This window comes from Pseudomonas sp. S37 (assembly GCF_016658545.1).
GTDB lineage: Bacteria > Pseudomonadota > Gammaproteobacteria > Pseudomonadales > Pseudomonadaceae > Aquipseudomonas.
The window spans coordinates 51,899-78,142 of the sequence record NZ_JACVZC010000011.1 but is presented as its reverse complement, the minus strand read 5'-3'; the positions used below and the strand labels follow the sequence as shown (position 1 = coordinate 78,142).

At 64.2% G+C, this 26,244-nt stretch carries 29 protein-coding genes; 16 read left to right on the top strand and 13 right to left on the bottom strand.

Annotation, left to right across the window (positions count from 1 at the left end; genetic code table 11):
• Positions 1 to 152: 152 nt before the first annotated feature.
• Positions 153 to 1,730, top strand: a complete 1,578-nt coding sequence (locus IAE39_RS06730) for a sensor domain-containing diguanylate cyclase (RefSeq protein WP_201200568.1) — start codon at positions 153 to 155, stop codon at positions 1,728 to 1,730.
• Here IAE39_RS06730 and IAE39_RS06725 read toward each other — a convergent pair.
• On the bottom strand, positions 1,720 to 2,229 hold the full coding sequence (locus IAE39_RS06725; RefSeq protein WP_201200567.1) for a GNAT family N-acetyltransferase: 510 nt from the start codon (positions 2,227 to 2,229) through the stop codon (positions 1,720 to 1,722). The two genes, IAE39_RS06730 and IAE39_RS06725, sit on opposite strands and share 11 nt — an antisense overlap.
• Positions 2,230 to 2,245: 16 nt before the next feature.
• Positions 2,246 to 2,959: an MgtC/SapB family protein gene (locus IAE39_RS06720; RefSeq protein ID WP_201200564.1), complete on the bottom strand. Its 714-nt coding sequence runs from the start codon at positions 2,957 to 2,959 to the stop codon at positions 2,246 to 2,248.
• A gap of 397 nt (positions 2,960 to 3,356) precedes the next feature.
• On the opposite strand from IAE39_RS06720, the gene IAE39_RS06715 reads away from it, so the two are divergent.
• Positions 3,357 to 3,824 (top strand): sterol desaturase family protein, encoded by a 468-nt coding sequence (locus tag IAE39_RS06715; protein ID WP_201200563.1) that lies wholly within the window; start codon positions 3,357 to 3,359, stop codon positions 3,822 to 3,824.
• Positions 3,825 to 4,007: 183 nt separating this feature from the next.
• On the opposite strand, the gene IAE39_RS06710 is transcribed toward IAE39_RS06715, so the two are convergent.
• Complete coding sequence (locus IAE39_RS06710; RefSeq protein ID WP_201200557.1) at positions 4,008 to 4,907, bottom strand: bile acid:sodium symporter family protein; 900 nt, start codon at positions 4,905 to 4,907, stop codon at positions 4,008 to 4,010.
• A 184-nt stretch (positions 4,908 to 5,091) separates the two neighbouring features.
• Between IAE39_RS06710 and IAE39_RS06705 the strand changes: the two genes are divergently transcribed.
• The 10 genes from IAE39_RS06705 to ku all read left to right on the top strand — a co-directional run bounded on the left by IAE39_RS06705 (position 5,092) and on the right by ku (position 14,042).
• The gene (locus tag IAE39_RS06705) at positions 5,092 to 5,955 is read left to right on the top strand and encodes a Dyp-type peroxidase (protein ID WP_201200555.1); all 864 of its coding nucleotides are present in this window, start codon (positions 5,092 to 5,094) and stop codon (positions 5,953 to 5,955) included.
• An 89-nt stretch (positions 5,956 to 6,044) separates the two neighbouring features.
• On the top strand, positions 6,045 to 6,953 hold the full coding sequence (locus IAE39_RS06700; RefSeq protein WP_201200553.1) for an aldo/keto reductase: 909 nt from the start codon (positions 6,045 to 6,047) through the stop codon (positions 6,951 to 6,953).
• Between the two features lie 4 nt (positions 6,954 to 6,957).
• Positions 6,958 to 8,241, top strand: coding sequence for an NTP/NDP exchange transporter (locus IAE39_RS06695; RefSeq protein WP_201200552.1), 1,284 nt, complete (start codon positions 6,958 to 6,960; stop codon positions 8,239 to 8,241).
• Positions 8,242 to 8,388: 147 nt separating this feature from the next.
• Positions 8,389 to 8,571 carry a general stress protein gene (locus IAE39_RS06690; RefSeq protein ID WP_201200551.1) on the top strand — a complete coding sequence of 61 codons (183 nt, stop codon included), beginning with the start codon at positions 8,389 to 8,391 and terminating at the stop codon, positions 8,569 to 8,571.
• 61 nt (positions 8,572 to 8,632) lie between these two features.
• The gene (locus IAE39_RS06685) at positions 8,633 to 8,830 is read left to right on the top strand and encodes a hypothetical protein (RefSeq protein WP_201200550.1); all 198 of its coding nucleotides are present in this window, start codon (positions 8,633 to 8,635) and stop codon (positions 8,828 to 8,830) included.
• A gap of 18 nt (positions 8,831 to 8,848) precedes the next feature.
• Positions 8,849 to 10,180: an iron-containing redox enzyme family protein gene (locus tag IAE39_RS06680; protein ID WP_201200549.1), complete on the top strand. Its 1,332-nt coding sequence runs from the start codon at positions 8,849 to 8,851 to the stop codon at positions 10,178 to 10,180.
• Complete coding sequence (locus IAE39_RS06675; protein WP_201200548.1) at positions 10,180 to 11,133, top strand: methyltransferase; 954 nt, start codon at positions 10,180 to 10,182, stop codon at positions 11,131 to 11,133. Before IAE39_RS06680 ends, IAE39_RS06675 begins: the two co-directional genes overlap by 1 nt.
• Positions 11,134 to 11,139: 6 nt before the next feature.
• The gene (locus IAE39_RS06670; protein WP_201200546.1) at positions 11,140 to 12,246 is read left to right on the top strand and encodes a carboxylate-amine ligase; all 1,107 of its coding nucleotides are present in this window, start codon (positions 11,140 to 11,142) and stop codon (positions 12,244 to 12,246) included.
• A gap of 56 nt (positions 12,247 to 12,302) precedes the next feature.
• Positions 12,303 to 12,890 carry a phosphorylase family protein gene (locus IAE39_RS06665; RefSeq protein WP_201200544.1) on the top strand — a complete coding sequence of 196 codons (588 nt, stop codon included), beginning with the start codon at positions 12,303 to 12,305 and terminating at the stop codon, positions 12,888 to 12,890.
• A gap of 330 nt (positions 12,891 to 13,220) precedes the next feature.
• Complete coding sequence (gene ku, locus IAE39_RS06660) at positions 13,221 to 14,042, top strand: non-homologous end joining protein Ku (protein ID WP_201200543.1); 822 nt, start codon at positions 13,221 to 13,223, stop codon at positions 14,040 to 14,042.
• 161 nt (positions 14,043 to 14,203) lie between these two features.
• Here ku and IAE39_RS06655 read toward each other — a convergent pair whose 3' ends face one another.
• From IAE39_RS06655 to ligD, 5 genes are read right to left on the bottom strand one after another with little or no spacing between them, the layout of a single operon-like run.
• Positions 14,204 to 14,863, bottom strand: coding sequence for a glycosyltransferase (locus IAE39_RS06655; protein ID WP_201200539.1), 660 nt, complete (start codon positions 14,861 to 14,863; stop codon positions 14,204 to 14,206).
• Positions 14,860 to 15,459: a class I SAM-dependent methyltransferase gene (locus tag IAE39_RS06650; protein WP_201200537.1), complete on the bottom strand. Its 600-nt coding sequence runs from the start codon at positions 15,457 to 15,459 to the stop codon at positions 14,860 to 14,862. The genes IAE39_RS06655 and IAE39_RS06650 overlap by 4 nt, the downstream gene beginning before the upstream one ends.
• Before the next feature lie 11 nt (positions 15,460 to 15,470).
• Positions 15,471 to 16,226: a PIG-L deacetylase family protein gene (locus IAE39_RS06645; RefSeq protein WP_201200535.1), complete on the bottom strand. Its 756-nt coding sequence runs from the start codon at positions 16,224 to 16,226 to the stop codon at positions 15,471 to 15,473.
• Entirely contained in the window at positions 16,223 to 17,266 is a 1,044-nt protein-coding gene (locus IAE39_RS06640) for an acyl-CoA dehydrogenase family protein (protein WP_201200534.1), read from the bottom strand. Before IAE39_RS06640 ends, IAE39_RS06645 begins: the two co-directional genes overlap by 4 nt.
• 25 nt (positions 17,267 to 17,291) lie before the next feature.
• Positions 17,292 to 19,793, bottom strand: a complete 2,502-nt coding sequence (ligD, locus tag IAE39_RS06635) for a DNA ligase D (protein ID WP_201200532.1) — start codon at positions 19,791 to 19,793, stop codon at positions 17,292 to 17,294.
• Positions 19,794 to 19,935: 142 nt separating this feature from the next.
• Between ligD and IAE39_RS06630 the strand changes: the two genes are divergently transcribed.
• A complete protein-coding gene (locus IAE39_RS06630) occupies positions 19,936 to 20,400 on the top strand; it encodes a phosphotransferase system, HPr-related protein (protein WP_201200530.1) in 465 nt (154 codons plus the stop codon).
• The gene (locus IAE39_RS06625; protein ID WP_201200529.1) at positions 20,397 to 20,621 is read left to right on the top strand and encodes a metallothionein; all 225 of its coding nucleotides are present in this window, start codon (positions 20,397 to 20,399) and stop codon (positions 20,619 to 20,621) included. The genes IAE39_RS06630 and IAE39_RS06625 overlap by 4 nt, the downstream gene beginning before the upstream one ends.
• A 132-nt stretch (positions 20,622 to 20,753) precedes the next feature.
• Here the strand turns inward: IAE39_RS06625 and IAE39_RS06620 are convergent, their stop codons facing one another.
• The 5 genes from IAE39_RS06620 to IAE39_RS06600 are packed head-to-tail and all read right to left on the bottom strand — an operon-like array spanning position 20,754 to position 25,050.
• Complete coding sequence (locus IAE39_RS06620; RefSeq protein WP_201200528.1) at positions 20,754 to 21,170, bottom strand: hypothetical protein; 417 nt, start codon at positions 21,168 to 21,170, stop codon at positions 20,754 to 20,756.
• A 28-nt stretch (positions 21,171 to 21,198) separates the two neighbouring features.
• Complete coding sequence (locus IAE39_RS06615) at positions 21,199 to 22,152, bottom strand: lysylphosphatidylglycerol synthase domain-containing protein (RefSeq protein ID WP_201200524.1); 954 nt, start codon at positions 22,150 to 22,152, stop codon at positions 21,199 to 21,201.
• A complete protein-coding gene (gene clsB, locus IAE39_RS06610) occupies positions 22,152 to 23,354 on the bottom strand; it encodes a cardiolipin synthase ClsB (RefSeq protein WP_201200522.1) in 1,203 nt (400 codons plus the stop codon). Before clsB ends, IAE39_RS06615 begins: the two co-directional genes overlap by 1 nt.
• Positions 23,351 to 24,136 carry an endonuclease/exonuclease/phosphatase family protein gene (locus IAE39_RS06605; RefSeq protein WP_201200513.1) on the bottom strand — a complete coding sequence of 262 codons (786 nt, stop codon included), beginning with the start codon at positions 24,134 to 24,136 and terminating at the stop codon, positions 23,351 to 23,353. The genes clsB and IAE39_RS06605 overlap by 4 nt, the downstream gene beginning before the upstream one ends.
• Positions 24,133 to 25,050 (bottom strand): DUF72 domain-containing protein, encoded by a 918-nt coding sequence (locus tag IAE39_RS06600; protein WP_201200507.1) that lies wholly within the window; start codon positions 25,048 to 25,050, stop codon positions 24,133 to 24,135. Before IAE39_RS06600 ends, IAE39_RS06605 begins: the two co-directional genes overlap by 4 nt.
• Positions 25,051 to 25,216: 166 nt before the next feature.
• Between IAE39_RS06600 and IAE39_RS06595 the strand changes: the two genes are divergently transcribed.
• Together IAE39_RS06595 and IAE39_RS06590 are read left to right on the top strand one after the other, a co-directional pair.
• Complete coding sequence (locus IAE39_RS06595) at positions 25,217 to 25,591, top strand: low affinity iron permease family protein (RefSeq protein WP_201200506.1); 375 nt, start codon at positions 25,217 to 25,219, stop codon at positions 25,589 to 25,591.
• Positions 25,592 to 25,613: 22 nt separating this feature from the next.
• Complete coding sequence (locus IAE39_RS06590; protein WP_201200505.1) at positions 25,614 to 26,165, top strand: ATP-dependent Clp protease proteolytic subunit; 552 nt, start codon at positions 25,614 to 25,616, stop codon at positions 26,163 to 26,165.
• Positions 26,166 to 26,244 lie beyond the last annotated feature (79 nt).

Below are 26,244 nucleotides of genomic sequence, written 5' to 3'. Positions count from 1 at the left end.
GCTTCACTCCTTAAACCTTGGCGCGACCTCAGTGTCGCGTACGGTTGAGGGTAAGGGCAGAGCAAAGGTTTAATCTTTTTCGCCGCCGGTTTCGCGCGCACGGCGCTGAACTATAGTGAAGGGCGGCGAACGCGGTATGGCCAGGGATTCCAATGTGCGCAGCCAGGAAACAGGACGACGACGGGCTTTTCGCCGTAACGGGCGAGGGCCGCGCCGTGGCGTTGTTCCGCCTGGTGCTGGCGTTCATGCTGGTGGTGATGCTGGCCTTTGTGCTGGTGGAAGGCTGGCGTATCTGGCGTGACTACCGTTATGCCTACAGCAATGCCGAGAACATGGTCAGCAACCTGGCGCGGGCCACGGCGCAACATGCCGAGGACGCCATCCGCCAGGTTGACGCCATAACCGCTGCCTTGGCCGAGCGCCTCGAAGGTGACGGCTTCGGGCACATCGATCGGCCACGCCTGCACGCCTTGCTGGCACAGCAGAAAAGCATCATGCCGCAGTTGCACGGTTTGTTCGTGTATGGCCCGGACGGCAGCTGGATCGTCACCGACCAGGCGGCTATCCCACCTGCTGCCAATAACGCCGACCGTGATTATTTCGTCTACCACCGCAACCACAGCGACCGCGGTGTACGCATCGGTTCAGTGGTGCGCAGCCGCTCGACCGGTGACTTGATCATCCCCATTTCACGGCGCCTGGAACACGCCGATGGCAGCTTTGCTGGCGTACTGCTGGGCACCATAAAAGTCGAATGGTTCGTGCGCTACTACGGCGACTTCAAGATCGATGAGCGCGGTGCGCTGGTACTGGCCAAGCGTGACGGCACCATTCTGGTACGGCGCCCGTTCGTGGCGCAGGTGGTAGGCCGCAGCCTGGCCAGCAGTGAAATTTTCCGCAACTACCTGCCTTATGCCCCGGAGGGGGTGGCAGAGGCGGTGGCGGTAATCGATGGTACCCCACGCTTGTATGGCTACCGGGCGCTGGCCAGCTACCCACTGGTGGTGGAGGCGGGGCTGTCGCGGGAGTCGATCGTTGCGCCATGGCGGCACGATGCAATCAAGTCGGTGGCGGTGTTGCTGCTGTTGCTGGTGGGGCTGGCGGCGTTCGGCGGGGTAGTGCTGCGCCAGTTACGCGAACGTATCGTGATCGAACGGGCACTGCACCAGGCGCACCAGACCCTGAAAGCGCTGGCCCTGACCGACAGCCTGACCGGGCTGGGCAACCGTCGGCGGCTGGATGCGGTGATCGAGCCGGAGCTTCGGCGGGCCAGGCGCCAGGGCTACCCGCTGGCGTTGGTCATGCTCGACCTGGATTACTTCAAGCCTTACAACGACCTTTACGGGCACCCGGCGGGTGACCAGTGCCTGCGACGCTTTGCCGAGATCTTGCAACAGGCGTTGAAACGCCCGGCAGACCTGGCCGTGCGTTATGGCGGCGAGGAGTTCACCTTGTTGCTGCCTGACACTGACAGCCATGGGGCGGAGGTGCTGGTGGAGGAGCTGCAGCAGGTATTGAGGCGACAGGTGCTGGAGCATGCCGGCAGCCCGCTGGGGCGAGTTTCGTTCAGTGCCGGGATTGCAGTAGGTGACTTGGCGCGGGACGGGGTGACGGCGGAAAACCTGATCGGGGCGGCGGATGCAGCGCTGTACCAGGCCAAACGGCAGGGGCGGGATGGGTATTGTGTGGCTGGGCGTGTGAAAGCGGGTGCAGAAAGGACTATCGATTGAAACATAAATGCATGGCACAGCGCCCCTCGAGGCCCTGCGCACGTTCATTGGCCAGTATTTCCCGCAAGCGCACGCCAAGTAGCCCCTCATCGATTACCGCAAACCCGAACCGCGCATAAAACGGCGCATTCCAGGGCACATCGACGAAGGTGGTCAAAGTCAGTTCGCCGACACCAGCCTGGCGAGCTTCATCGATCACCCGCTGCAGCAAACGGCCCCCGACACCTTGCCCCTGGGCTTTCTGGCACACCGAGATTTCATGCAGGTGCATTACCTGCCCCTCGAGCCGGGCACAGGCAAATCCGACGCTATGCCCAGCCGCGTGCTCTGCCACCCAGCTGCCACCGGCAGCAACAAAGGCCCTGTGCGCATCGAAGTCCAGCACATCGCCATGCGCCAGCCAGGCCAGCGCTGGCCAACTGGCAAACGCCTGGGCTGCCGAACGCTCGATGTCCGGCAGCCATTGAATGTCGCGCTCGAGGGTCGGACGAATAAGCATGCACACTCCTGTCGTTCTAGTCTGTTGCCAATACCTGTGGCTGCAATTGCCAGCGCACCGAGCTTACCCCTTTTTCCAGGCTGACCCGGCTGACCAGCCGCTCCAGCTGCGCCGGCGCCTGTGCGGTACCCAGCAGTTCGGCACGGACTTCCAGGCGTGCAGGGTTGTCCAGGTCTTCGCTCTGCAGCGACTGCAGGCGTAGCTGCGGATCACCCAGGCTGTGCAGCATAAGGCTGCGCACCTGGATCTCGTCCTCGGCGCGGCAGACGATGCGCACTTCGAAGTGCTGTTCCACTTCGCTGGCCGGCACCACATCCTGACGGTCCAGGCGCTGGGCGATGTCACGCAGCAGGATATTGGCGCACAGCACCACCAGGCTTCCCAGTGCTGCTTCCAGCAGCAACCCAAGGCTGCACAACACACCCACCGCAGCGGTGCACCACAAGGTGGCCGCCGTATTCAAGCCACGTACATTGAAACCGTCGCGCATGATCACGCCACCACCCAGAAAGCCGATACCCGAGACCACATAAGCGGCCACCCGCGAGGCATCGGCAGGCACCATGCCCGGCACGGCCTGGGTCATCAGTACGAACAGGCAGGCACCCGTGCTGACCAGTGCGTTGGTGCGCAACCCGGTCAGGCGTTGACGCAACTGGCGTTCGGCGCCGATCAGCGCACCCAGCAGTAGGGCAATGCTGACGCGCAGCAGAAATACTTTCCAATCCATAGCAAACCTCTTCCACGGGCACACGCCCGCATGAACGCCATCTGTAGGCGCGGTTAATAAAAACCAGAAAAATGCGCAGGACCACGAGGAGGGGAGGTGAAGCGGGGCTAAGGGAAACCACCGTCTTGCCAGGCTGGCCAGACAGTGCAGGACACTGCCGGGCTAGCGCGCCACGTGGGCCTGTCGCAAGCGACTGGGGCTACTGTCCAAGGCAGGTCTCCTGTTGAGGAAGGCAAAATTGCGTCGCGGACCATACGCCGCGTGGCAGAGCAGGTCAAGGGCAAAAACATGACAATGGCTTAATCCGCAAATGGCCTGCAGGTGGTCACGTCACATGGAAAAAAAACTGCCTAGCCGGTACCCTTGCGCCTCCCTTTGCCATCACCCGGACCGTTCCATGCTGTTCAACTTCGCCGTGCTGTTCGGCACCCTGGTGGCCATGGAAGGCGTTGGCACGCTGGCTCACAAGTACATCATGCATGGCTGGGGCTGGTGGTTGCACCGCTCGCACCATGAGCCACAGCTGGGCATGCTTGAAACCAACGACCTGTACCTGGTGGCCCTGGGGCTGATTGCCACGGCCCTGGTGGCACTGGGCAAGAGTGGCTACGCGCCATTGCAGTGGGTGGGCGGTGGTGTGGCGGGCTACGGCCTGCTGTATGTGCTGGCCCACGACGGTTTCTTCCACCGCCACTGGCCGCACAAGCCACGGCCGGTCAACCGTTACCTCAAGCGCCTGCACCGGGCGCACCAGCTGCACCATGCAGTGAAGGGGCGTACGGGGAGTGTGTCGTTCGGGTTCTTCTATGCGCCGCCGCTGAAGGTGTTGAAGCAGCAGCTTCGGAGTAAGCGCAACCCACTGTGACAGCCTGTTCTGGCCTGTTCGCGGGTAAACCCGCTCTGATGGAACTGCACATAATTCATTGAATTGGCAGGGACACTGTGGGAGCGGCTTTAGCCGCGAACACCGGCGTAGCCGGTGCCATGCACCGCGTTGGATTCTTCGCGGCTAAAGCCCACAGGGTATGCGGGCCGCTTGCGAACTCAGTCAGCCTTGGTTTGCTGTTTCCCCCTCATGCTGTGCTGCCACATGCCCCCGGCTCACCCACCAGCCAAACCCCGCCGCGGTAAAGAACATGATCAGGCTGTACAGCGCCGCCGGCACCGCCATGGTCGGGTTGTTCAGCAGCGAAGGGCTCAACGCCAGGGCAATCGCCAACGTGCCGTTGTGAATGCCGATCTCCATGCCGATGGCAATCGCCTGGCGCTTGGGAATGTTCAGCAAGCGCGGCACCCAATAGCCAACCGCCAGGCTCAGCAGGTTGAACAGCAGCGCCGCCAGGCCCACCACCGGTGCGTACTCGACCACCGTCTGCCAGTCCTTGGCCAGGGCCAGGACAATGGTGAACGCCAGGAACAACGCCGCCACCAGCTTCATCGGTTTCTCCATCCGCGCAGCAAACGCCGCGGCGAAATGGCGAATCAGCATGCCCAGCGCCACCGGCAGCAGGACAATGGCGAACACCTGCATGACCTTGGCGAACTGCAGCGGGATAGCCTGGTCCGAGGCCATGAACCAGCTCAGCGACAGGTTCACCAGCAACGGCATGGTCAGGATCGCGATCAGCGAGTTGACCGCCGTGAGGGTGATGTTCAACGCCACATCGCCGTGGGCCAGGTGGCTGAACAGGTTGGCGGTGGTGCCGCCCGGCGAGGCGGCCAGCAGCATCAGCCCCACCGCCAGCGCCGATTCCAGGCCGAAGCCGTTGGCAATCAAAAAGCACACCAGCGGCAACAGCAGAATCTGGCAGGCCAGGCCGATTACCACCGGTTTGGGGTATTTCACCACCCGTGCGAAGTCGGCCAGGGTCAGCGATAAGCCTAGGCCGAGCATGATGATGCCCAAGGCAAGCGGCAGAACAGCGGTAAGCAAGGGCGAGGCGGTCATGGGCGTTCTCTCGGGCGAAGGATCCCGAGCAGTGTAGGTCGGCGTTGATTGATAGCTAATCGCAAAGGGCCAGCTCTTGGTAACCGTTTGTTACCAAGCGCAGCGGCGGATGGGGCTGCATGCCGCGTTGCAGTAGGCTTGCAGGCACAGTAGCATTCCCGTTTTTACCGAGGATTAGCCTGTCATGCCGTTCCAGCAAGGTCTGCTTGCCCACCCGGTGCCGGCGCACGCCCGTCACCTGTTCTTCACCCTGCAGTCGCCTGAGGCATTGCCTGCCGCGCTGGATGCCTTGCTGCCGCAGGTCGATGGCGTACAGCTGATCCTTGGCGTGGGTGCGCCAATGGCCAAAGCCCTGGGCCGCGAAGTGCCGGGCTTGCGGGCTTTCCCGCTGCTGGACGCGGCCGTCGAGAACCCAAGCACACAGCACGCCCTGTGGCTGTGGTTGCGCGGCAACGAACGTGGCGACCTGCTGCTGCGCGCCCAGGCCCTGGAGCAGGCGCTGGCACCGGCCCTGCGCCTGGCCGACAGCGTCGACGGCTTCCTGCACCGTGGCGGGCATGACCTGACCGGTTACGAAGACGGCACCGAAAACCCGGTAGACGAAGACGCCGTGCAGGCAGCGATTGCCGCCGACGGCTCCAGTTTTGCGGCGTTCCAGCTGTGGAAGCACGACCTTGAATACTTCAAGTCGCTGCCCCAGGCCGACCAGGACAACATCATCGGCCGCCGCCTGAGCGACAACGAAGAACTCGACGACGCTCCCGAGTCCGCCCACGTCAAGCGCACCGCCCAGGAAAGCTTCGCGCCCGAGGCATTCATGGTGCGACGCTCGGTGGCCTGGGCCGACTCGCGCGGTGCCGGCCTGGCCTTCGTTGCCCTGGGCCACAGCTTCGACGCCTTCGAGGTGCAGTTGCGGCGCATGAGCGGCCTGGAAGACGGCATCATCGACGGCCTGTACCGCTTCAGCCGGCCCCTGACCGGTGGTTACTACTGGTGCCCGCCAATGGGGGCGGCGGGTGTCGACCTGAGCCAACTGCTGCAGGCCTGATTACTAAACATCCAGATACAGAAACACCCACCGGCGCAGGATAGAGCGGCTAGCCTTGAAAGTTTCCGATTCATGACGGGGACTTTTCCATGTACGCACGTCGTGATGTCCTACGCGCCGGCGCCGCCTTGGGCGTATTGGCTGCAACCCCTTGGTTGCACGCCGCCACCCCGGCTGGTTTGCTGACCCGCAAAGTGCCCGCTACCGGTGAAGCCTTGCCGGTGATCGGGGCGGGCACTTCCGGCAGTTTCGAAGTAGTGGCTGGCTCGGCCGAGTACCAGCAACTGAAAACAGTGCTCAAAGCGTTTTTCAACGGTGGCGGGCGGGTAATCGACACCTCGCCCAACTACGGTGGTGCCGACAGCATTCTTGGCCAGTTACTGGAGGAGGGTGGCTGGCACCGGCAGTGCTTCATTGCTACCAAGATCGCCGCCAACAGCCACGCCGACGCCGAAGCGCAATGGGCCGGCAGCCTCAAGAGCCTGCGCACCGACAAGGTCGACTTGCTGCAGATCCACAACCTGCGCGACTGGCAGACCCAACTGCCCTATGCCCGCGAGCTGAAGCAGCAGGGCAAGACCCGCTACGTCGGCATCACCCACTACCTGAACAGTGGCCAGGACGAGGTTGCCCGTATCGTGCGCAGCGAGCCGCTGGACTTTATCCAGATAAACTACTCGGTCAACGCCCCCGACGCTGCCCGCGAGCTGCTGCCGCTGTGCCACGACAAGGGTGTTGCAGTGCTGATCAACCGCGCCTTCGACGATGGCCGCCTGTTTGCCCGGGTCAAGGACCAGGCATTGCCCGGTTGGGCCGCAGAAGCCGGCATCGGCAGCTGGGCGCAGCTGTTTCTCAAGTTCGCCATCAGCCACCCGGCGGTGACCACGGTCATTCCCGCTACCGGTCGGCCGGACCGCCAGCTAGACCAGCTCAAGGCCGGGCATGAGCCAATGCTTACCCAGGCGCAGCAGCAGGCGCTGATCAAGCAGTTTACCTGAGGCCATGAATGCCTGGCGGCGGCGCCTGGACCAAGGGCTGAACATCCAGCCCGGCGAGGGGCCGGCGGTGATCGCCGGCCTGCTGCTGTTCTACCTGTTGTTCACCGGTTACTTCATGCTGCGCCCGGTGCGTGAAACCATGGGCGTTGCCGGCGGCGTGGACAACCTGCAATGGCTGTTCACCGGCACCTTCATTGCCACCCTGGCGTGCCTGCCACTGTTTGGCTGGCTGGCGTCCAGGGTGCAACGCCGCCATATCCTGCCATGGACCTACGGCTTCTTTACCAGCAATCTGGTGCTGTTCGCCGCGCTACTTGCCCGCAACCCCGACGACCTGTGGACCGCCCGGGCGTTCTACATCTGGCTGTCGGTGTTCAACCTGCTGACCATCTCGCTGGCCTGGAGCGTATTGGCCGACCTGTTCTCGACTGCGCAGGGCAAGCGCCTGTTCGGCTTGCTGGCAGCCGGGGCCAGCCTGGGGGGGCTCAGCGGCCCGATCCTCGGCACCTTGCTGGTGGCGCCATTGGGCCATGCCGGGCTGTTGCTGCTGGCCGCGGCATTTCTGCTCGGCAGTGTCGGTGCAAGCCTGTTCCTGCAACGCTGGCGGGCGTACCAGCCGCTGCCGGCGCAGGCGAAGCGCGCCGACTCGCGGCCATTGGGCGGCAACCCGTTTGCCGGGGCGACTGCGGTGTTGCGCTCGCCGTATCTGCTGGGCATCGCCTTGTTCGTGGTGTTGCTGGCCAGCGTCAGCACCTTCCTGTACTTCGAGCAGGCGCGCATCGTCAGCGAAACCTTCACCGACCGCACCCGGCAAACCCAGGTGTTCGGCCTGATCGACAGCGTCGTGCAGGCTCTGGCCATCCTCACGCAGGTATTCCTTACCGGGCGTCTGGCGCGGCGTATGGGGGTAGGGGTATTGCTGGTGGCGGTACCGCTGGTAATGGCCGCAGGTTTTTTGTGGCTGGCCCTGGCGCCGGTTTTTGCCGTGTTCGTGGTGGTGATGGTGGTGCGCCGGGCCGGTGAATATGCACTGGTACGGCCTGGGCGCGAGATGCTGTTCACCGTGCTGCCTGCCGAGGACAAGTACAAGGCCAAGAACTTCATCGACACCGTGGTCTACCGTGGCGGCGATGCCCTCAGCGGCTGGGTCAAGCGTGCACTGGACGTGATGGGCGAACACCCGCAGCTGGCGATGCTGATCGGTGCGGCACTGGCCGTAGGCTGGGCGGCAACCGGTGGTTGGCTGGGCCGCCGTCAGGCGCGCATGGAGAGCCCGCCGCACGACTGAAAGGCGCGCCAAATATGGCCTTGCCGCTTATTTAACGCCACCGGTCCGAACCCTTCGCAATAAAACGAATCCGCCCATATTGCCGAACTCCGAACTTGTGTACGGCAGCTTGCCGTGCATTCCGAAGTCATATGAGGTTTGAAGACCATGGCCAACAAAGACAACAGCCGCACCGGCAACCAACAAGGCAGCCAAGGCGGCACCAAGAACCCAGGCAACTTCGCCAATGACCGTGAGAAGGCGTCCGAGGCCAGCCGCAAGGGCGGCCAGTCCTCGGGCAGCAATACGCCGCACGACCGCGAGTCGGGCCGCAAGGGCGGCCGCTCGTAACTGACCGACGTGCAGTGCCGGGGCCACCTGGCACTGCAATCAATCAAGAGGGAGAGTACCCATGCGACTGACACCTCTGATAGTTCTGATGGGCTCGCTGACCTTGCTCGGCGGCTGTTTCGACCGCGACAACAACCACCCGGGCAAGGATGCCGACCCCAGCAAGCCCTCGCTGCAGATGCAGCAACCCGATGCCAAACCGGCACCCCAGCCCGCACCCGACCCCGAACCGATGCCGGGGCAGAAACCGAGCCCGTAAGCAGACAAGGAGCACGGTATGACGGTGATGAACCGCAACACTGCTGCAACTGCACAAGCGGCCGCAGGCGCTCACACCCTGCAACAGCGTTACCAGGCGCTATTGGAGGGTCAGCATGAAAGCAGCGCCGCCTGGCTGGCCGCACAGTTGGCAGGTGCTGCGCAGCTACCGGATGACCTGCCCGATGCACCCTCACGCCTGCCGGCCTGGAGCGCCGCCCATGCCGCCAAGGTTGCCGCCGGCTATGCCGAGTACCTGGAGCAGCGCCGCCAAGGTGCACCGCGCCGGTTCTTTGCCAACCGCGCGCACGCGCTGTGGTTTCTGCAACAAGTCGCACCGACCAAGGCCGTGGACGGTGCATGGCTGCACAGCACCCTGCAGCACTGGCGCGACCCACGTTTCCACGGGCTGATCCGTACCTACCTGGAGGAGCTGGGCAACGGCGACCCTCGCTGCAACCACGTGCTCATCTACCAACGCCTGCTGGGCCGGCTGGGTTGTACCGAAGCCATGCCGCTGGACGACACGCGCTATTTGCAAGGCACGCTGCAGCTGGCCCTGGGGCGGCATGGCGACGACTACCTGCCGGAGGTGATTGGCTACAACCTGGGCTACGAGCAGCCACCGCTGCACCTGCTGATCACCACGTATGAGCTGGCCGAACTTGGCATCGACGGCCAATACTTCCAGTTGCACGTGACCATCGACAATGCCGCCAGCGGCCACGCCCAGCTGTCTATCCAGGCACTGCGCCAGTTGTGCCCGCAGCACGACCGGCAGGCATTCTACGCCAGGGTGCGTTGCGGCTATCGGCTGAATGACCTGGGTATTGCAGCGCCTGACCTGATCCGCCAGTTCGACTTGCAGGCAGAACTGTTCGCGGCGCTGGAGCGCAAGCGGGTGTATGGCCAGTTCATGCATGCCGACCGCTGCCGCCTGCAGCAACGCACCATCAATCAATGGCTCGCCGAACCCGGCGCGATACCCGCGTTTGTTGGCGCATTGCAGGCTCAGGGCTGGATTCGCCGCGGCCAGTCGCCGGCAGACAGCCGCTGGTGGAGCCTGATCGACGGCCCTGCTGCGGTAATGTTCGGCGTGTTCAACGCCTACGAAAAGCAGCTGTGGCATGACTGGATCGCCGACGACTGGCGCCCGCACATCCGCCGCGTGGCACCTGGCAGCTGGGGCTTGCCCAACGCCCAGGGAGCACTGTCCGACAGCCTGGCTGGTGATGACCCTGCCACGCTGATCGAGCGCATGGCCGGCAACCGCCATGCGACACCCGACGGCCTGTTGGCCACACGCGCTTATATCCGCACAACCGGCTTGCTGCAGGAGGAACCCCGCTGATGATGCTTGATCCCCGCCAGACCGAGGCCGACCAGGCGCTGCTGCAACTGGGCCAGCGCCTGCGCGCCGATGGCTATCGTTTTACCTGTGTGACACCAGCCACCCACGCCCGGGTCAACGCCCGTGAGGGCTGTGGGCAGGCGAGAACCCTGCGTGATGTGTTCGGCTGGAGCCGCCCGTTCGCCCCTGGTTTGCTGTCGGCAGACGAACTGCAGTTGCTCGAACGCGCCCAGGTGCTGGTGCCGCACGGGGAACTGATGGCCAGTGCGGTGCGCTGGTCCAGCCTGGACGAGCTGTTGCTGGTGCACTCGGCGTTCCCCACCGAGGCCAGCGATGCGGTGTTCTTCGGCCCGGACAGCTACCGCTTTGCCCAGGTCATTCACGATTACCTGCAACATAACCCCACCCGCGTCGAGCATGCCGTGGACATCGGTTGTGGCAGTGGCGTGGGCGCGCTGTTGATCGCCCGCGCCGCCCAGCATGCGCAGGTCAGCGCCGTGGACATCAACCCCATGGCACTGCGCCATGCCGCCATAAACGCCGCGCTGGCGGGCGTCAGCAATGTGTCGGTGGCACGCAGTGACTTGCTGGAGGGCATCACCGGCACCTTCGACCTGATCGTTGCCAACCCGCCCTACATGCTTGACCGCAGCGCCCGAACCTATCGCCACGGCGGTGGCGCACTGGGTGCCGAGCTGTCGCTGCGCATCATCGAACAGGCCCGCGAGCGCCTGAGCCGGCACGGCACCTTGCTGCTGTACACCGGCGTGGCCATTGTCGACGGCCGCGATGCCTTGCTTGAAGCCATCCGCCTGCGCCTGGCCGGCCCGGAGTGGGCCTGGGTATACCGCGAGATCGATCCGGATGTGTTTGGCGAACAGCTGGCCGAACCGGGTTACGAGCAGGTCGAACGCATCGCCGCCGTAGCCCTCACTGTCACCCGCAACCGCTGAGGCACCATGGCCCAGCCTTGTACGTTCGGCATTGAAGAAGAGTACCTGCTGGTTCGGCTGGGCTCGGGGCAAGTGCCCGCCAGCCCGTCACCTGCGCTGATCGGCCGTTGTCGCGAGGCGCTGGGCCAATACTTTGCCCAAGAGATGTTCTGCAGCCAGATCGAAGTGGCCTCGCCGGTGTTCAGCAACCTGCATGAAGCACGCGAGTTCTTCCAGCACAGCCGCCAGCGGCTGGGCACGTTGTTGGCCGAGGAGGGCATGGGCTTGTACGGCGCAGCCAGCCACCCCAGCGCCGCCTGGTTGCGGCAAAAGCCGGCTACGCCAGCGCATTACCAACAGCTATTCGATGACTACCAACTGGTTGCCCGACGCAGCCTGGTCAATGGCCTGCATGTGCATGTAGGCGTACCGCCGGGGTGTGACCGTATGCAACTGATCAACCGCCTGCTGGCCTGGCTGCCCTTGCTGCTGGTTTTGAGTACGTCATCACCATTGTGGGGCGGCCAGCGTACCGGCTACATGAGTTACCGCCGGGTACTTTGCGGCGAGTGGCCACACATGGGCCTGCCCGAAGCCTTGCCGGACTGGGCCGCGTACGAACGCTACCGTGCGCTGCTGCAGCGCACTGGCTCGCTGGCCAACGACGGCGACTTCTGGTGGGCGCTGCGGCCATCCCGGCGCTTTCCGACGGTGGAGCTGCGTATCTGCGATGGCTGCCCGCACCTGGAAGATGCGCTGTGCATCGCTGCGCTGTTTCGCCACTTGGTGGAGCACAGCATCAGGTACCGTCATGACCCGCTGCCGTGCTACCGCGAGTTGCGCTGGGTTGCTCAGGAAAACTACTGGCGCGCCATGCGCCATGGGCGCCACGGCGCGTTCATCGGCATGCATGCGCAGCAGCCGGTTACGGCACAAGGCTGGCTGGCCCAATTGCAGGAGCACCTGCCAATCGATAGCGTGGAGGCCGAGCGCGCCTGCCAGCATGCCCGGCACTTGCTGCGTGACGGCACTCATGCCGACCTGCAACTGCGCTGCCTGGAGCAGGCCAGCGCCGACGGGATGAGCAAGGCACAAGCGCTACAAGCCGTGGTGGCCACCGGGGCTTGCAATTAGCCGGGGTTGACCGACAATGGCCGCGCCCCTTGCAGCCATTCGGAAACACCTGCTCCATGATGCTGATCAAGCAATTCCCCGAGATTTCCCTGGATGACACCCTGTTCGTTTTCGCCCTCGAGGCCGAAGCGGGCGATGTCTTTACCGAGGTGAATACCGTGTTCACCGGCATTGGCAAGGTCAATGCGGCGATTGCCCTGACCAAGGCCATCGCCACGCACCGGCCAAGGCTGATCGTGAACCTTGGCTCGGCCGGTAGCCAGCGGCATGGCAAAGGTGCTGTGGTGTGCTGCAACCGCTTCGTCCAGCGCGACATGGACGTGACTCCACTGGGCTTTGCCCGCTACGAAACCCCATTGTCGGATATCCCGGTGGTGCTGCAGCACGGGGCGGTGATCCCCGGCCTGGCCGTGGAAACCTGCGGCAGCGGCGACAGCTTTGAGATCAACCACGGCGACGCGCCCTATGACGTGGTCGATATGGAAGCCTACGTGCTGGCGCTGATCGCCCGCGCCGAAGGTATTCCGTTCGTGTGCCTCAAGTACATTTCCGATGACGCCGACAGTGATGCGGCGGGGGATTGGGCGGTGCAGGTGCATCTGGCGGCCGAAGCGTTCAAGCGGGTGCTGTTCAGCCAGGTTTGATGGTGACCGGTAGCGGTATTCCTTGAAACCGTAGTGAGGCCTTCGCGGGTAAACCCGCTCCCACAAGGAATGTGCAGATCCACAGGGAGTATGCAGTCCACAAGGAATGTGCAGATCCACAGGCAATATGCAGTCCACAAGGAATGTGCAGATCCACTGGGCATGTGTAGATCCACTGGGCATGTGTAGATCTGGAAGGCAGCGCTGAACCTGTGGGAGCGGGTTTACCCGCGAAGGCCGCGACACCCGTTGCCGCAGGGCAGGTCAGCTAAACCTTCGCCACCTGGCGCAGTCACTTCAGGTACCGGCAGGCAATCTGGGAGCAGCGTCATGGCTAGGGCAATCTGGAAAGGCGCCATCAGTTTCGGTCTCGTGCACATCCCCGTCGCCCTCAACACTGCGGTACGCACCGAGCGGGTGGATTTCGACTGGCTCGACAAGCGCAGCATGGAACCAGTTGGCTACAAGCGGGTAAACAAGGTCACCGGCAAGGAAATCGACAAGGACAACATCGTCAAGGGCGTGGAGTACGAAAAGGGCCGCTATGTGGTGATCAGCGAAGATGAGATCCGCAAGGCCCGGCCCGAGGCCACCCAGACGATCGATATCTTTTCCTTTGTCGAAGCGGGCGAAATCCCGCTGCAGCATTTCGACACGCCGTACTACCTGACCCCGGACCGGCGCGGTGGCAAGGTGTATGCCTTGCTGCGCGAAACACTGGAGAAAACCGGCAAGGTGGCACTGGCCACGGTGGTGCTGCACACCCGTCAGCACCTGGCGCTGCTGCGCCCGCTGGAGGATGCACTGGTGATGATCACCTTGCGCTGGCCGGAAGAAGTGCGCGGGCTGGAGTCGCTGGAGCTGGACAGCAGCGTGACCGACAGCAAGGTCGAGAAGCGTGAGCTGGACATGGCCAAGCGGCTGGTGGAGGACATGAGCGGGCCATGGACACCCGGGGAGTATCACGACGCCTTCCGCCAGACCATCATGGACCTGGTGGAAGAAAAGGCCAGCAAGGGCAAGATCGAGACGGTGGACAAGGGCGAAGCCGCAGGTTCGGACAAAGGTGCGGACATTCTCGACCTTACCGAACTGCTCAAGCGCAGTTTGGCGGGCAAAAAGCCGGTGAAGAAGGCGCGCAAGGCTTCATGATCACTTAGGCCTCACGCAGCCCTTTGTAGGAGCGGCCTTGCGTCGCGATCGGGCTGCAAGGCAGCCCCGGCAATTTATGCGTCTGCGCTGAAATCCCGGGGCTGCTGCGCAGCCCGATCGCGACGCAAGGCCGCTCCTACAAAGGCCGGTGTGACCTCACATTAAATGTGAGCCTGCAATCCTTCGAGATAATCACCAAACCCTTCCGGAGCCCGACTGTCGCGCCGGCTGCTGGTGGCCACGCTGTGCCTGGCGGTCCAGACGATCTGTGCGCCACTGGCCTGCAGGTCGTTGACCAGTTGCACATCTTCATGCGCCGCCAACGGCTGGAAGCCGCCCACCCGTTCATAGGCAGCGGCACAAACGCCCAGGTTGGCGCCGTGCACATGCCGGTGGCCCTCGCGCGCTTCATAGCGGCTTTGGTACAGCTGGCGCAGGGCTGCGGTGTGCCACGGTTGCCAGTATTCGACATGCACCGTGCCGCACACGACTTCGGCGCTGCAGGCCAATTGCGACAACAGCCAGTGCCCGGGCACCCGGCTGTCGGCGTCAGTACATGCCAGCCACCGTGCACCACGTTCGACCATGTAAGCCGCCCCGACCCGGCGCGCCATGCCGACACTACCGGCATCCACCTCCAGCACGTGCACACCAAAACGCCGCGCCACTGCCGCGCTACTGTCACTGCAGCGGTCCAGTACCACCAGCACTTCCACCCGATACCCCGATTGCTGCGCCTGCAGCGCGGCAATCAGCACCGCCCGAAGGCAGCGGCCCAGGCGGCGGGCCTCATTGTGCGCCGGAATGACCACGGCAATCATGGGCAGGTCTCGTCGAGGTCGACCACGCTGGGCTGGCAGGACCAGTACTCCAGCACGAAGTCCGCCTCGTCATGCTGGAACTGCCGATACAGCGGCAAGTGCCGGGCCAGCATGCGGTGCACTTCGCGCCCATCCTGCGGGCAGCCGGCGATGGGGTGCTTCCAGTGACAGGCCAGCAGCCCACCGTCATAGGTCAGGCTGGCCACCGATTGCTCGATCACCTGCAGCCAGTCGGTAGGGTCGAGGTAGTAACCCACCTCACTGAGCACGATCAGGTCGAAGCGCCCGCCAGGCCAATCCGCCGGCAGCCGGGCCAGCTCGACAGAGGCATTGGTTACTTCAGCCAGGCGCTCGCGGGCCAGGTTCACGGCACTCGGGTCGAGGTCCTGGCACAGCAGCTCTGCGCAGCGTTCGGCCAGCAATGCGCTGAGCTCGCCATTGGCGCAGGCCGGCTCGAACACGCGTTGATAGCACTGACGCGGCAGGCTGGCCATGACCAGCTCGCGCTTGCGCTTCTCGTACCAGCGCGTACGGAACGCCCAAGGGTCTTCACTGGTGGCGTACAGGTCGGCGAAATACTGCGGGCTGAGGCTCATGACAACTCCATTCACAGAAACACCAGTTCGAACGGTTGCAGCAGGCAATCCAGCAGGTTCGGCGGCAATACGGGCGGTTTGTCATCGTCCGCTTCAAGCTGGCTGGCATGTGCGGACAATGCCTTGCGCTTGTCCGCCACGCGGGGCTCATCCAGCTGCAGCCGGTGCGCGCGGGGCCAGGGTAGGCGAGGGTCGTCGGGCTGCGCCCAGTGCCAGGCCCAGACCGGCACTTCGGCCAACTGCACCTGGCGGGCCTGCGCGGCGTGTGCGGCAGCACGCCCGACCGCTTCGTGGTCGCAATGGCCATCGCCGCGCCAAGTGGCCATCAGCAGATCGTCAGGGCGCAGTAGCTGGGTGAGGTGGCTAACCAGAAAGGCTTCTTCACGCGGCAGCTGGCCGTCCTTCAGATGCAGGCGGCGCCAGTCCAGCCGGTTGGGGTCCAGACCCAGCTGCTTGATGGCCTGGCGGCTCTCCAGGGGCCGCTGGCGACGCAGGCGATGCTCGCTCCAGTGCCGGGAACCGGGGTGGCTGCCTTCGCCGTCGGTGGCAGAAACCAGCACCAGCTCGTCCTCACGCCCCTTGAAGCCAGACAGCAGGCCCCCGGCCATGAGGATCTCGTCATCCGGGTGCGGTGCGATCAAGACCAGGCGGCGGCCCGGTGGGCATAGCTGGCGTGGATCAAGCCAGGTGGCGCGTGCCAGGTGTGCGGCCTGCTGCCAGGCGGCCCAGGGCGTACCGCTGGCGGACTGGATCAGGTTGGTGGTCATAGCTGCCACGCTCCGGCCGGCACCTGGGCCAACTGCTGGCCCAGCACCGCCAGGTCACGCTCGGCATGGCTCTGGCGCAGGAATACCGGCAGGTCTGCGCTCAGCCGGGCAAAATGGCTGCTGCGGCAGAACGGCGTGGCGCCCAGGGCACGGCCGACGTGGTTGATGACCTGCTCCACGGCCTGTTCTACCTGGGCACGGGTGCGGCGCACCTCGAAACTGGCGTCCAGCCCGGGCTGCCGGTCGATCCAGGCGGCGCATTCACGCAGGGCTGCGCGCGCCCCATACAAGGCAGCATCCACCGCCCCCAGGTGGGCATCGGCGTGGGGGTCGGGGCGCGGTTTGCGGCAGTGCTCGCGCAGGTAGTCCGCCAGCGCCTCGGCCGCACCGTACCAACAGGCGGCAATGCCGGCACCGCCTTGCCAGAAACCCGGGCGAGCGAGGTACTGGCCGGGTTTGCCGATCAGCGTGCCTGGGGTGTCATTGAACGCCACGTCGACACTGGCAGTGGTGGCCATGCCAACGGCCTGCCAGTGTTCGATGTTCAAACCCTGGCTCGGGTCAGACAGTTCAATGGCCACCAGTTGCGGTTGTTCGGCTTCATCCCAGGCGGTGATCAAAGCCCTGTCGATCTGCAGGGCACCTGAGCACCAGGCCTTGCGCCCGTGCAGGCGCACCTGGCTACCCTCACGCCCGGTAATGTGGGTGCGGGCGTCGGGCGGCTCGGCGGCCCACACGCCCCAGATGCCGTCTGCGGCGTAATGGGCAGCGCCGCATTCGGCGAGTATCGCCAAGGCGTCGGTATGGCCCTCGTACAACTTGGCCAGAGCCAGGTCGCAGCCGGCCACACGCGCCAAGGTCTGCCAGCGGCGCAAGGTGTTGCCTTGCCCCGGCAAGGGCAGCAGGTCGAGGTGGTCGGCTTGCAGCGCCTGGATCAGCTGCGGCAGCTGGGTATCGAGGTTCAACGGTTGCTGGCGTTCGCCAAAGGCCCGTAACAGGCGGTCAAAGGTGGTCAGGTTGAAGTCCTGAACGATGCTCATGGGCGGTTCTCCCGGGTCATGTCCACTAGGCGAGCCCCAGTTGCTTGCGCATGCGCGCAGTGATCGACTGGCGCACCTTGCCCATGTCGGCCCAGGGGTCGTCGACCTGCGCCAGGCGCTCGCCAAGGTTGCCGATGTGCCACTGGTTGGCACCTTTGAGCTGCGGCAGCTCATCGCGCCAGATCGGCACTGACACCGGCAGGCCTTCACGGGCACGTAGCGAGTAAGCACAGGCGGTGGTTGCGCCTTTGCCATTGCGCAGGTAGTCGATGAAGATGCGCCCGACCCGGTTCTTGGGCCCGGACACAGCGCTGAGCCGGTCAGGGAACAGCCTGGCCAGGTAATCGACCATGGCGTGGCTGAAATCCTTGACCTCATCCCAACCGGCGCGGCGGGTCAGCGGCACAACCAAGTGCATGCCCTTGCCGCCACTGGTCTTGAGAAACACCTTCAGGCCCAGTTCATCCAGCAAGGTCAAGGCCAGCTGAGTGGCCTCCAGCATGGCCTTCCACGGCAGCGCCGGGTCCGGGTCCAGGTCGAGCACAAAGCGGTCGGGCTTGTCGAAGTCCTTGTCGGTGGCGTTCCAGGTGTGCAGCTCGAGCATGTTCATCTGCACCGCGCCCAGCAGGGTATCGGCGCGATTGATGACCATTGCCGCCTGACCGGCCTCGGCCTTGTCGTAGCTGAGCACATTGGGTATGTGCAGCTGGCCGGCATTCTTCTGGAAGAACAGCTCGCCCGCCAGCCCGTCCGGTGCACGTACCAGCGCAACCGGGCGATGCTTGAGTTGGGGCAACAGCCACTGGCTGATGGCGGCGTAATATTCGGCAACCTCGCGCTTGGTGGTGCCGCTGCTGGCGTCGATCACCCGGTCGGGGTGGGTCAGGCGCAATTCGCCCAAGGTATCAGGCGCCTTGGCCTGCTTGCGTTGCTGCGCGGTCTTGGCGGGCATGGCGCGCTCCAGGTCGATGGCGGTGGCCGCCTTGTCATCGCGCAGGCCATGAAACACCGAGTGGCGCACAATGCCGTCCCGGGTCATCTGGGCATAGGCGACTTCGGCCAGCAACCTGGGTTTCAGCCAGTGCACACCCCGGGCTTCGGCGCCGGTAGGTGGCCTGGCCAGGGCAGGGCTGGCGGTTTGCAGTGGCTTGAGCCGCTGGTGGATGCTGGCCAGGGTCGTGGTGCTGAAGCCGGTGCCGACCTTGCCGGCATATCGCAGTTCGCCACTGTCGTTGTCGTGCAGGGCCAGAAGCAGGGCGCCGAAGCCGCTGCGGCTGCCTTTGGGGTCGGTGTAACCGACGATCACGAATTCCTGGCGCTGCTTGCACTTGAGCTTGACCCAGTCCGCGCTGCGCCGGCCGCTGTAGGGGCTGTCGGCACGTTTGCCGATCAGGCCTTCGAGCTGAAGACGGCAGGCGCTGTCGAGCAGGGACTCGGCTGGCTGGTCAAAGTCGGCGGAATACCTGAGCACCTGCGACTTATCGTGTTCAAGCAAGCGCTGCAGGGTTTCACGTCGGTCCTGCAGCTGCAGCTGGCGCAAGTCCTGGCCACCGAGGAAGGGCAGGTCGAACAGGTAGTAGGTGATGTGCTCGTCATGGGCGGTGTCGAAGGCGTTCTGCAGGGCCTGAAAGTCTGCCGCGCCATTCGCGTCGGCCACCACCATTTCGCCATCGAGCCAGGCCGAGTCGATACCCAGCGCGCGCAGGGCGGCGACCTGGCGGGGCATCTTGCTGCTCCAGTCGTGGCCGTTGCGGGTGAACAGGCGAATGTCGTCGCCGTCGATACGGGCCAGGATGCGGTAACCGTCGAACTTGACCTCGTAGCGCCAGTCGCCGCTGGGCGGAGAATCCACCAGCGTGGCCAGCTGCGGCTCTAACTGTGCCGGCAACGACGCCTTGCGGGCTTTGCCGGCGCGCTTGCGGCTAGCGCGCGGTGTGGCGGCGGCCTGCTTCGCCGCGGGCTTGCGCGGCACCAGGGTGCGGTCGCTGAGCACGCTGTCGGGCTGGGCCTCGACAATGCTGTAGTCGGCTTCGCTACGGGCCTGGCCATCGTGCGACTTCACCAGCATCCATTGCTCTTTCTTGCCGGCCAGGTGGGTACGAAACAGGTTCCACACACCACTGAGCTTTTCACCTTGCAGGCGAAAGCGCAGCTTGCCCTTGGCATAGGCCTGGCGGGCATCGCCTTCGGGCTCCCAGATGCCGCGATCCCAGACGATGACATCACCGGCACCGTAATGGCCTTCGGGGATATGGCCTTCGAAATCGGCGTAGTCCAGCGGGTGGTCCTCCACATGCACGGCCAGCCGGCGCACCTTGGGGTCCAGTGACGGGCCTTTGGGGATTGCCCAGCTTTTCAGGGTGCCGTCGAGCTCCAGGCGGAAGTCGTAGTGCAGGTGGCTGGCGTCATGTTTCTGGATGCAGAACTGCAGCGCGTGGGCCTGCTTGCCTCGGCTGCGTTTGCCGCTGGGCTCGGGCGTGGCATTGAAGTCACGTTTGCGCGCGTATTCCTGCAGGGGCTTGGCCATGGCGGGCTCCGGGCAATTCGCAGTCTGTAGAAGTGGGAGGCGGCGGCCGAGCGGGTAGTTCAAAAAACACGCCAGCAAAAACTCTGAATCTTCGGCAAGCCGGTGCAGTCGACCGAATGAAGCCAACTGACGGAGAACGCACATGGCCCAAGCAGATGATCCGAAGCCGTATACCCCCAGCGAAATCGACGACACCGAGGACCGCATGGGCAGCGTCCATGAGCTGGACTTCGACGAGCGCCTGGACGAGCGCGAGGGGCGGGTGGGTGACGAGCGCCCGGCCGATGAAGTCGCCCGGGAGTTCCCGCCCCGGCGCGTGGCCGAAAGCGGCATGACGGGTGGTGAAGCGCTGACCGACAGCCTGCATGAGGACAACGTCACCTACGACGACCTGAGCCCGGACACCCTGCTGGATGAAACCGGCGCCCGCGACCCGCATGAGCCGGGCGGTAACGGCGGCCCGGTGGACAAGGCCCTGCGCGAGGTGGATGCCGATGAGATCGGCGGCGGTATTGGCCTGGATGAAGCCGAACTGGCCCGCTCCGCGCCGCTGGACGGCGAGCCGTGGACCGATGATGTGATCGATGACGAGGAGAACAAACCATGAATGAGCAGCGTTGTGCCTGTGCACATTGTTCCTGCACCGTGGACGCCAATGCCTTGCAGCGTGACGGCAAGGCTTATTGCTGCGAGGCCTGCGCCAGTGGGCACCGGCACGGTGAGGCGTGCCGGATGCAGGATTGCCATTGCGGTGAGCAGCCGGGTGAGCGCGCGGTGGACAATGCGCTGGATGAGACATTCCCGGCCAGCGACCCTATTTCGCCCTGAGGCTACATCTCGCAAGCGCGAGTCAGCTTCTGTGGGAGCGGGCGTGCCCGCGAAGAATCCAGCGCGGTGGATGGCACCGGCTGCGCCGGTGTTCGCGGGCATGCCCGCTCCCACAGGGTGTGGCTTGCCGGATCAATGCGTCTGCCAAATCCCGTTATTGCGCTCGCAGTCCGTACGCGCCTGGCCGAGGCTGGGCGTATCGTAGTAATAGGTAATCACCCGCGCATCCTTGGGCAAGGCCGGCCTGTCACCGCCGGTGGCCTTGGGGTTGGCCAGCGCTTCCTGGGTCAGCGGCGCGATGCAGCTACCAACGCTGCCATCGGCACAGCGCGCTACCTTGCTCTTTTCGCTGTTTAGCATGTCCTTGCTTTCGTTGCTGCACGACCAGTTGATCGCTTCGGCGGGCAGGTTGCTGTAGCTGTAGCAGGTATGCCGTTCAGCGGGCGTAACCGCATCGCTGGAGGAGCGGGTGAGCACATTGCAGGCTTCAGCCCATGCCTGGCCGCTGGCCAGGCTGGCAACCATCAACATCAGTACAGAAACACGCACGTGCCACCTCCCGGGCCAATGGCCCTTGTCATGTCTGGGCGGGCTTGTCGCGCCGGCGCATGGCCTTGGCGCGCTTTTCCAGGATCAGGTAGGTAACCACCGCCAGCAGCAGCGGCACCAGGTAGTACAGCGTGCGATAGCCGAGCAGGGCAGCCACCAGTGAACCCTGGGCCATTTGCCCGTGCAGCAGGGCGAGGAATACCGCTTCCAGCACCCCCAACCCTGCCGGGATATGCGCAACCACACCCGCCACGCAACTGATCAGCAAGATCCCCAGGATCGAGGGGTAGAATGCTTCCCCCGGTAGCAACCAGAAGATCAGCAGCGCCATCAGCGCCCAGTTGCTGGCCCCCAAGGCAACTTGGCACAGCGCCAGGCGCAGCGAGGGCAGTGTTACTTCGTGGTCGCGCCAGCGCCAGGTACGTTTCGTCGCCAAACCACACGCCAGCAGGTAGCCCGCCGCAATGGCCAGCAACAGCAGGCCGATCAGGCGCAGGCCGGTAGCGCCCACTGCCCAGTTGCTGGGCAGTTCGACCAGGCCCATGGCAAACACGGTGCCGGCCAGCAGCATATAGCCCATCCAGTTGGTCAGCAGGCCCAGGGTAAGGATGCGCGTGATGGTCGGCGTATCCAGGCCCAAGCGGCTGTACAGGCGGTAACGCAAGGCAACGCCACCGACCCAGGTGGTGAAGTTGAGGTTGAAGGCGTAGCAGACGAAGGCGATTGGCAGTACCTGCCGGGCCGGCAGGTGGTGGCCGGTATAGGCGCGCGCCAGCAGGTCGTAGCTGGCGAATGTCAGGTAGCTGCACAAGGCAACTGCCAGGCCGATCGCCAGCGTACCGGGCTTGTAGGCCAGCAATGACTGGCGTACTTCGTTCCAGTCCAGGTTGCGCGCCAGCAGGTACAGCAGCACAGGGATGAGGATCAGGAACGCCACTGTGAACAGGCGTTTGCCCCAGGTTTGCCAGCCTTTGCGCGCCATCAGGTATTGCCCTCGTGCAAGTCGCCCTGGGTTTCGGCTTCCGGCTGCACCGAGCGCAAGCGCTGGCGGTGGGCCGGGAACCAGCCGGCAATGCGCGGGAAATGGCGGATGACGTGGAAACACACGAAGATCAGCGGTGCCCGCCACCAGTAACCACGAATCATGCGCGCCAGGGTGACCGGTTTGCACTGCTCCTGGGCCAGCGCCTGCAGATGCTGGCTGAGCTGCTGGTTGAAGACTTGGTCGCGGATGAACAGGTTGGCCTCCAGGTTGAACGACAGGCTCAGCGGGTCGAGGTTGCTGGAACCGACCGTGGCCCACTGGTCGTCGACCAGCGCCACTTTGCCGTGCAAGGGCCGCTGGCAGTATTCGCGAATGGCCACGCCGTCGCGCAGCAAGTAGTTGTACAGCAGCCGCGACAACGCCCGTACCCAGCGCATGTCCGGCTGGCCTTGCAGGATCAGGTGCACCTCCACGCCGCGCCGGGCAGCGTTGCGCAGTTCGCGCAACAGCCGGTAGCCCGGGAAGAAGTAGGCATTGGCCACCACGATGCGCTGCCTGGCACTGCGAAACGCCTGCAGGTACTGGGTTTCGATATCCGTGCTGCGCAGCCCGTTGTCGCGCTCGACCAGCACGGCGCTGCTGGCCCCGGCAGGTTCGGTGAGCGGCCGCACCGTGCTGGGCGCCTGCAGCACCGGCGACATCAGGCGCTTGCTGGCGGCATGCACCTGGGCCACCACCGGGCCGGTCACTTCGACGGCATAATCCTGCTTGGCCATGGCACCAAAATCTCCGAGGTGATCGGCGCTGTAGTTGATGCCGCCGATGAACGCGCGCTCGCCATCGATGACCACGATCTTGCGGTGCAAGCGCCGGAACAGGTTGGTGCGCATGCCCACCAGCCGTGGCTGTGGGTCGAAGGCGTGAAAGCTGACCCCCGCATCGGTCATGGCCGAGATGAACGCAGACGGCAAGTCAGCGGTGCCGTAACCGTCCACCACCACCTCCACACGCACGCCGCGGCGGGCCGCCCCGATCAGCACCTGCTGCAGTTGCTGGCCGACCTTGTCGTCGAAAATGATGAAGGTTTCCAGCAGGATCTCCTCCCGGGCCCGGGCCATGGCCTCAAACACACGGGGGTAATACTGCTCGCCATTGATCAGCAACTGCACACAGTTGCCGTCTACCCAAGGTCGGTTCACAGGTTGATCTCCGCGGCCAGTGGGGCGTGGTCAGACAAGTGCGACCACGGGTATTTCGCCAGCACCTGAGCGCTGCCGGGCATGGCGTTGCGCAAGTAGATGCGGTCCAGCCGCAGCAACGGCAGGCGTGCGGGAAAGCTGCGCGCCGGGATGCCAAAATGCTCGCCGAACGCCTCGACCAGGTGTTCGCACAGCACCGCGTCCGCCTTCAACCGCCAGTCATTGAAGTCGCCGGCGATGATCACCGGTGCCTTGGGCGGCAAGCTGCTCAGCAGGTCGAGCAGCAGCTTCACCTGGCTTTGCCGGTGCGCCTCGCGCAGGCCAAGGTGTACGCACACCGCATGGACCTGGTCATGGCCCGGCACTTCCAGCTGGCAATGCAGCAAGCCGCGCTGCTCGTTGCCCTGCACCGAAACATCAAGGTTGTTGAAGCGGCTGATGGGGAATTTCGACAACAGCGCGTTGCCGTGGTCGCCATGGGGGTATACGGCATTGCGGCCATAGGCGAACTGCGGCCACATGCTGTCGGCCAGAAACTCGTATTGCGGTATTTCCGGCCAGGCCGGGTGGCGCAGGGCGTGCTGCTGGTGGCTGCCGTGCACCTCTTGCAGGAACACCAGGTCGGCCCCAGTGGCGCGCACTGCCTCGCGCAGCTCCGGCAGGATGAAGCGCCGGTTGAAGAAGGTGAAGCCCTTGTGAACGTTCAACGTCAGCACATTGAGCCGACGCACCGCAGTAACCTTGTCGATGATGCAGCGTGGGGCGGGCAGGGTCTTGTTCATAAGGCCACCTCCGGCACCACGCCCGGTTCGGTCATCAACTCATGGTCCAGCGACAGTTTCTGCAGCAGGCGCCGGGCGTCGTAGGGCGCATGGACTTTCTGGTCATTGTCGAAGTAACAGTACACATCACGCGTGGCACGCCGTGGCGGCGCACCTGGCACGATCAGCCGTGCGTCGTCTGCCTGGCTGCCCTGGCTCCAGTGCTGGATGCGCTGTTTCCAGCGGCGCAAGGCGCGTGCGGTGTAGCCGCTGCTGTACAGCTCTACGTCACCATGCAGGCGCATGTACACGAAATCGGCGGTGACGTCTTCAACATAGGGCCACTTGCCCGCACTGTCGGCAACCACCAGCGCCACCCGGTGCTTGCGCAGCAGCTTGACGAAGGCTTCGCAAAGGAAGCTCTCGTGGCGAATCTCCACGGCATGGCGCAGGCGCGTATTGCCCTTGATCGCCAGGCCGCCATTATCCTTCAGGCGCTCGGCGCAGTTTTGCGCACATTCACGGGCAGCCTTGCGGTTGCGCGGCAGCAGTTCAAAAAAACGGGCGAACCGGTCTTCATCGAACTTCATGTTGGGCGGAAACTGCCACAGGAACGGCCCGAGCTTGTCGCCCAGCAATAACGGCCCGGAGGCGAAGAAATTGGCGACGGGCTCTTCGATGTCCTTCAACCGCCGCACATGGGTGATATAGCGCGGCCCCTTGACCGCGAACACGAAGCCGTTCGGTGTCTCGTCACGCCAACCCAGATAACGCTCGGGTGTTTGTAGGCTGTAGAACGAGCCGTTGATCTCGATGCTGTTCACCGCCCGTGAAGCAAACGCCAGCTCGTCGTCCTGGCGCAGGCCTTTGGGGTAGAAATCGTTGCGCCAGGGGCCATAGCGCCACCCGGAAATACCAATGCGGATATCGCTCACGCTGCCGTCCTCATTGCCGGTTCCTTGTTCGGTCGCTCTCAAGGTGCGACTGGCGCAGGCCTGCAAGGGTTCAGCATGCATGACCAACGGGAAAGCCTGATGCCGCGTTGAACTTTGTGGCCGCAGACGTTTCCACCGGGTATCCGCTATGTGGAAGGGTGCCAGGATGAAATTCGACCGTTTCGCCCACTGGCTGGCCAACTGGGCCGGCCGCCCGCTCAGCTTCGGTATCGCCTGCCTGCTGATCCTGACCTGGGCGGTAACCGGGCCGTTGTTTCACTTCAACGACACCTGGCAACTGGTGATCAATACCTCGACCACCATCATTACCTTTCTGATGGTGTTTCTGATCCAGAACACCCAGAACCGCGACAACGACGAACTGCACATCAAGATCGACGAACTGCTGCGCACCACCCGCCGGGCGCACAAGGCGCTGCTCGACCTGGAAGACATGGACCCGGCCCAGCTGCACGCCCTGCGCAAGCAGTACCAGCTAATGGCCGGGCAGGCCGACGAGGCGCAGCACACCAAGGAATGACCTGCCAACCCTGGAGGCAAGCATGGCCAGACACATCATTCATTTCACCGGGCCGATCAACTCATCGACCTGTGGCAACCTGATCAACACCTGCTCACGGGCGTTGCAGCAGGGGGCCGAGGTGCTACAACTGAACATCGCCACCATGGGCGGCGAGTGCAGCTACGGGTTTACCCTGTACAACTTCCTGCGGGCGTTGCCGGTCGAGGTGCATACGCACAACCTGGGCACGGTGGAGTCGATGGGCAATATCCTGTTCCTGGCAGGGGCGCGGCGCACGGCGTGTAGCTACAGCAAGTTCCTGTTCCATCCGTTCCACTGGACCTTGCACGGCTCGGTGGACCATTCGCGGATGGCCGAGTATGCGATGAGCCTGGATTATGACTTGCGCTTGTATGCGCAGATTGTCGCTGAGCGTACCCAGGGTGCGAGCGAGGTGCTGGATGTGCCGCGCTACCTGATGGCTTATCCGCGCATTCTGGGGCCGATGGAGGCACTGGAGAACGGGATGATCCATGCCATTGACGAGATGCCGATCGAGGCAGAGACAGTGCAGTGGAGTGTGCATGCCTAGTGCCTTCCTGTGCCGGCCTATTCGCGGGTGAACCCGCTCCCACATCTATCGCATATTCCCTGTGGGAGCGGGTTCACCC

Bases quoted from the DNA above. Each gene is read 5' to 3' on its own strand.
- IAE39_RS06700 (WP_201200553.1), top strand. From the start codon at position 6,045: ATGTACGCACGTCGTGATGTCCTACGCGCCGGCGCCGCCTTGGGCGTA.
- IAE39_RS06650 (WP_201200537.1), bottom strand. From the start codon at position 15,459: ATGAGCCTCAGCCCGCAGTATTTCGCCGACCTGTACGCCACCAGTGAA.
- IAE39_RS06695 (WP_201200552.1), top strand. From the start codon at position 6,958: ATGAATGCCTGGCGGCGGCGCCTGGACCAAGGGCTGAACATCCAGCCC.
- IAE39_RS06680 (WP_201200549.1), top strand. From the start codon at position 8,849: ATGACGGTGATGAACCGCAACACTGCTGCAACTGCACAAGCGGCCGCA.
- IAE39_RS06710 (WP_201200557.1), bottom strand. From the start codon at position 4,907: ATGACCGCCTCGCCCTTGCTTACCGCTGTTCTGCCGCTTGCCTTGGGC.
- IAE39_RS06675 (WP_201200548.1), top strand. From the start codon at position 10,180: ATGATGCTTGATCCCCGCCAGACCGAGGCCGACCAGGCGCTGCTGCAA.
- IAE39_RS06630 (WP_201200530.1), top strand. From the start codon at position 19,936: ATGGCCCAAGCAGATGATCCGAAGCCGTATACCCCCAGCGAAATCGAC.
- IAE39_RS06645 (WP_201200535.1), bottom strand. From the start codon at position 16,226: ATGACCACCAACCTGATCCAGTCCGCCAGCGGTACGCCCTGGGCCGCC.
- IAE39_RS06640 (WP_201200534.1), bottom strand. From the start codon at position 17,266: ATGAGCATCGTTCAGGACTTCAACCTGACCACCTTTGACCGCCTGTTA.
- IAE39_RS06595 (WP_201200506.1), top strand. From the start codon at position 25,217: ATGAAATTCGACCGTTTCGCCCACTGGCTGGCCAACTGGGCCGGCCGC.
- IAE39_RS06685 (WP_201200550.1), top strand. From the start codon at position 8,633: ATGCGACTGACACCTCTGATAGTTCTGATGGGCTCGCTGACCTTGCTC.
- IAE39_RS06670 (WP_201200546.1), top strand. From the start codon at position 11,140: ATGGCCCAGCCTTGTACGTTCGGCATTGAAGAAGAGTACCTGCTGGTT.
- ku (WP_201200543.1), top strand. From the start codon at position 13,221: ATGGCTAGGGCAATCTGGAAAGGCGCCATCAGTTTCGGTCTCGTGCAC.
- ligD (WP_201200532.1), bottom strand. From the start codon at position 19,793: ATGGCCAAGCCCCTGCAGGAATACGCGCGCAAACGTGACTTCAATGCC.
- IAE39_RS06730 (WP_201200568.1), top strand. From the start codon at position 153: ATGTGCGCAGCCAGGAAACAGGACGACGACGGGCTTTTCGCCGTAACG.
- IAE39_RS06690 (WP_201200551.1), top strand. From the start codon at position 8,389: ATGGCCAACAAAGACAACAGCCGCACCGGCAACCAACAAGGCAGCCAA.
- IAE39_RS06715 (WP_201200563.1), top strand. From the start codon at position 3,357: ATGCTGTTCAACTTCGCCGTGCTGTTCGGCACCCTGGTGGCCATGGAA.
- IAE39_RS06590 (WP_201200505.1), top strand. From the start codon at position 25,614: ATGGCCAGACACATCATTCATTTCACCGGGCCGATCAACTCATCGACC.
- IAE39_RS06655 (WP_201200539.1), bottom strand. From the start codon at position 14,863: ATGATTGCCGTGGTCATTCCGGCGCACAATGAGGCCCGCCGCCTGGGC.
- IAE39_RS06605 (WP_201200513.1), bottom strand. From the start codon at position 24,136: ATGAACAAGACCCTGCCCGCCCCACGCTGCATCATCGACAAGGTTACT.
- IAE39_RS06705 (WP_201200555.1), top strand. From the start codon at position 5,092: ATGCCGTTCCAGCAAGGTCTGCTTGCCCACCCGGTGCCGGCGCACGCC.
- IAE39_RS06615 (WP_201200524.1), bottom strand. From the start codon at position 22,152: ATGGCGCGCAAAGGCTGGCAAACCTGGGGCAAACGCCTGTTCACAGTG.
- IAE39_RS06720 (WP_201200564.1), bottom strand. From the start codon at position 2,959: ATGGATTGGAAAGTATTTCTGCTGCGCGTCAGCATTGCCCTACTGCTG.
- IAE39_RS06625 (WP_201200529.1), top strand. From the start codon at position 20,397: ATGAATGAGCAGCGTTGTGCCTGTGCACATTGTTCCTGCACCGTGGAC.
- IAE39_RS06725 (WP_201200567.1), bottom strand. From the start codon at position 2,229: ATGCTTATTCGTCCGACCCTCGAGCGCGACATTCAATGGCTGCCGGAC.
- IAE39_RS06665 (WP_201200544.1), top strand. From the start codon at position 12,303: ATGATGCTGATCAAGCAATTCCCCGAGATTTCCCTGGATGACACCCTG.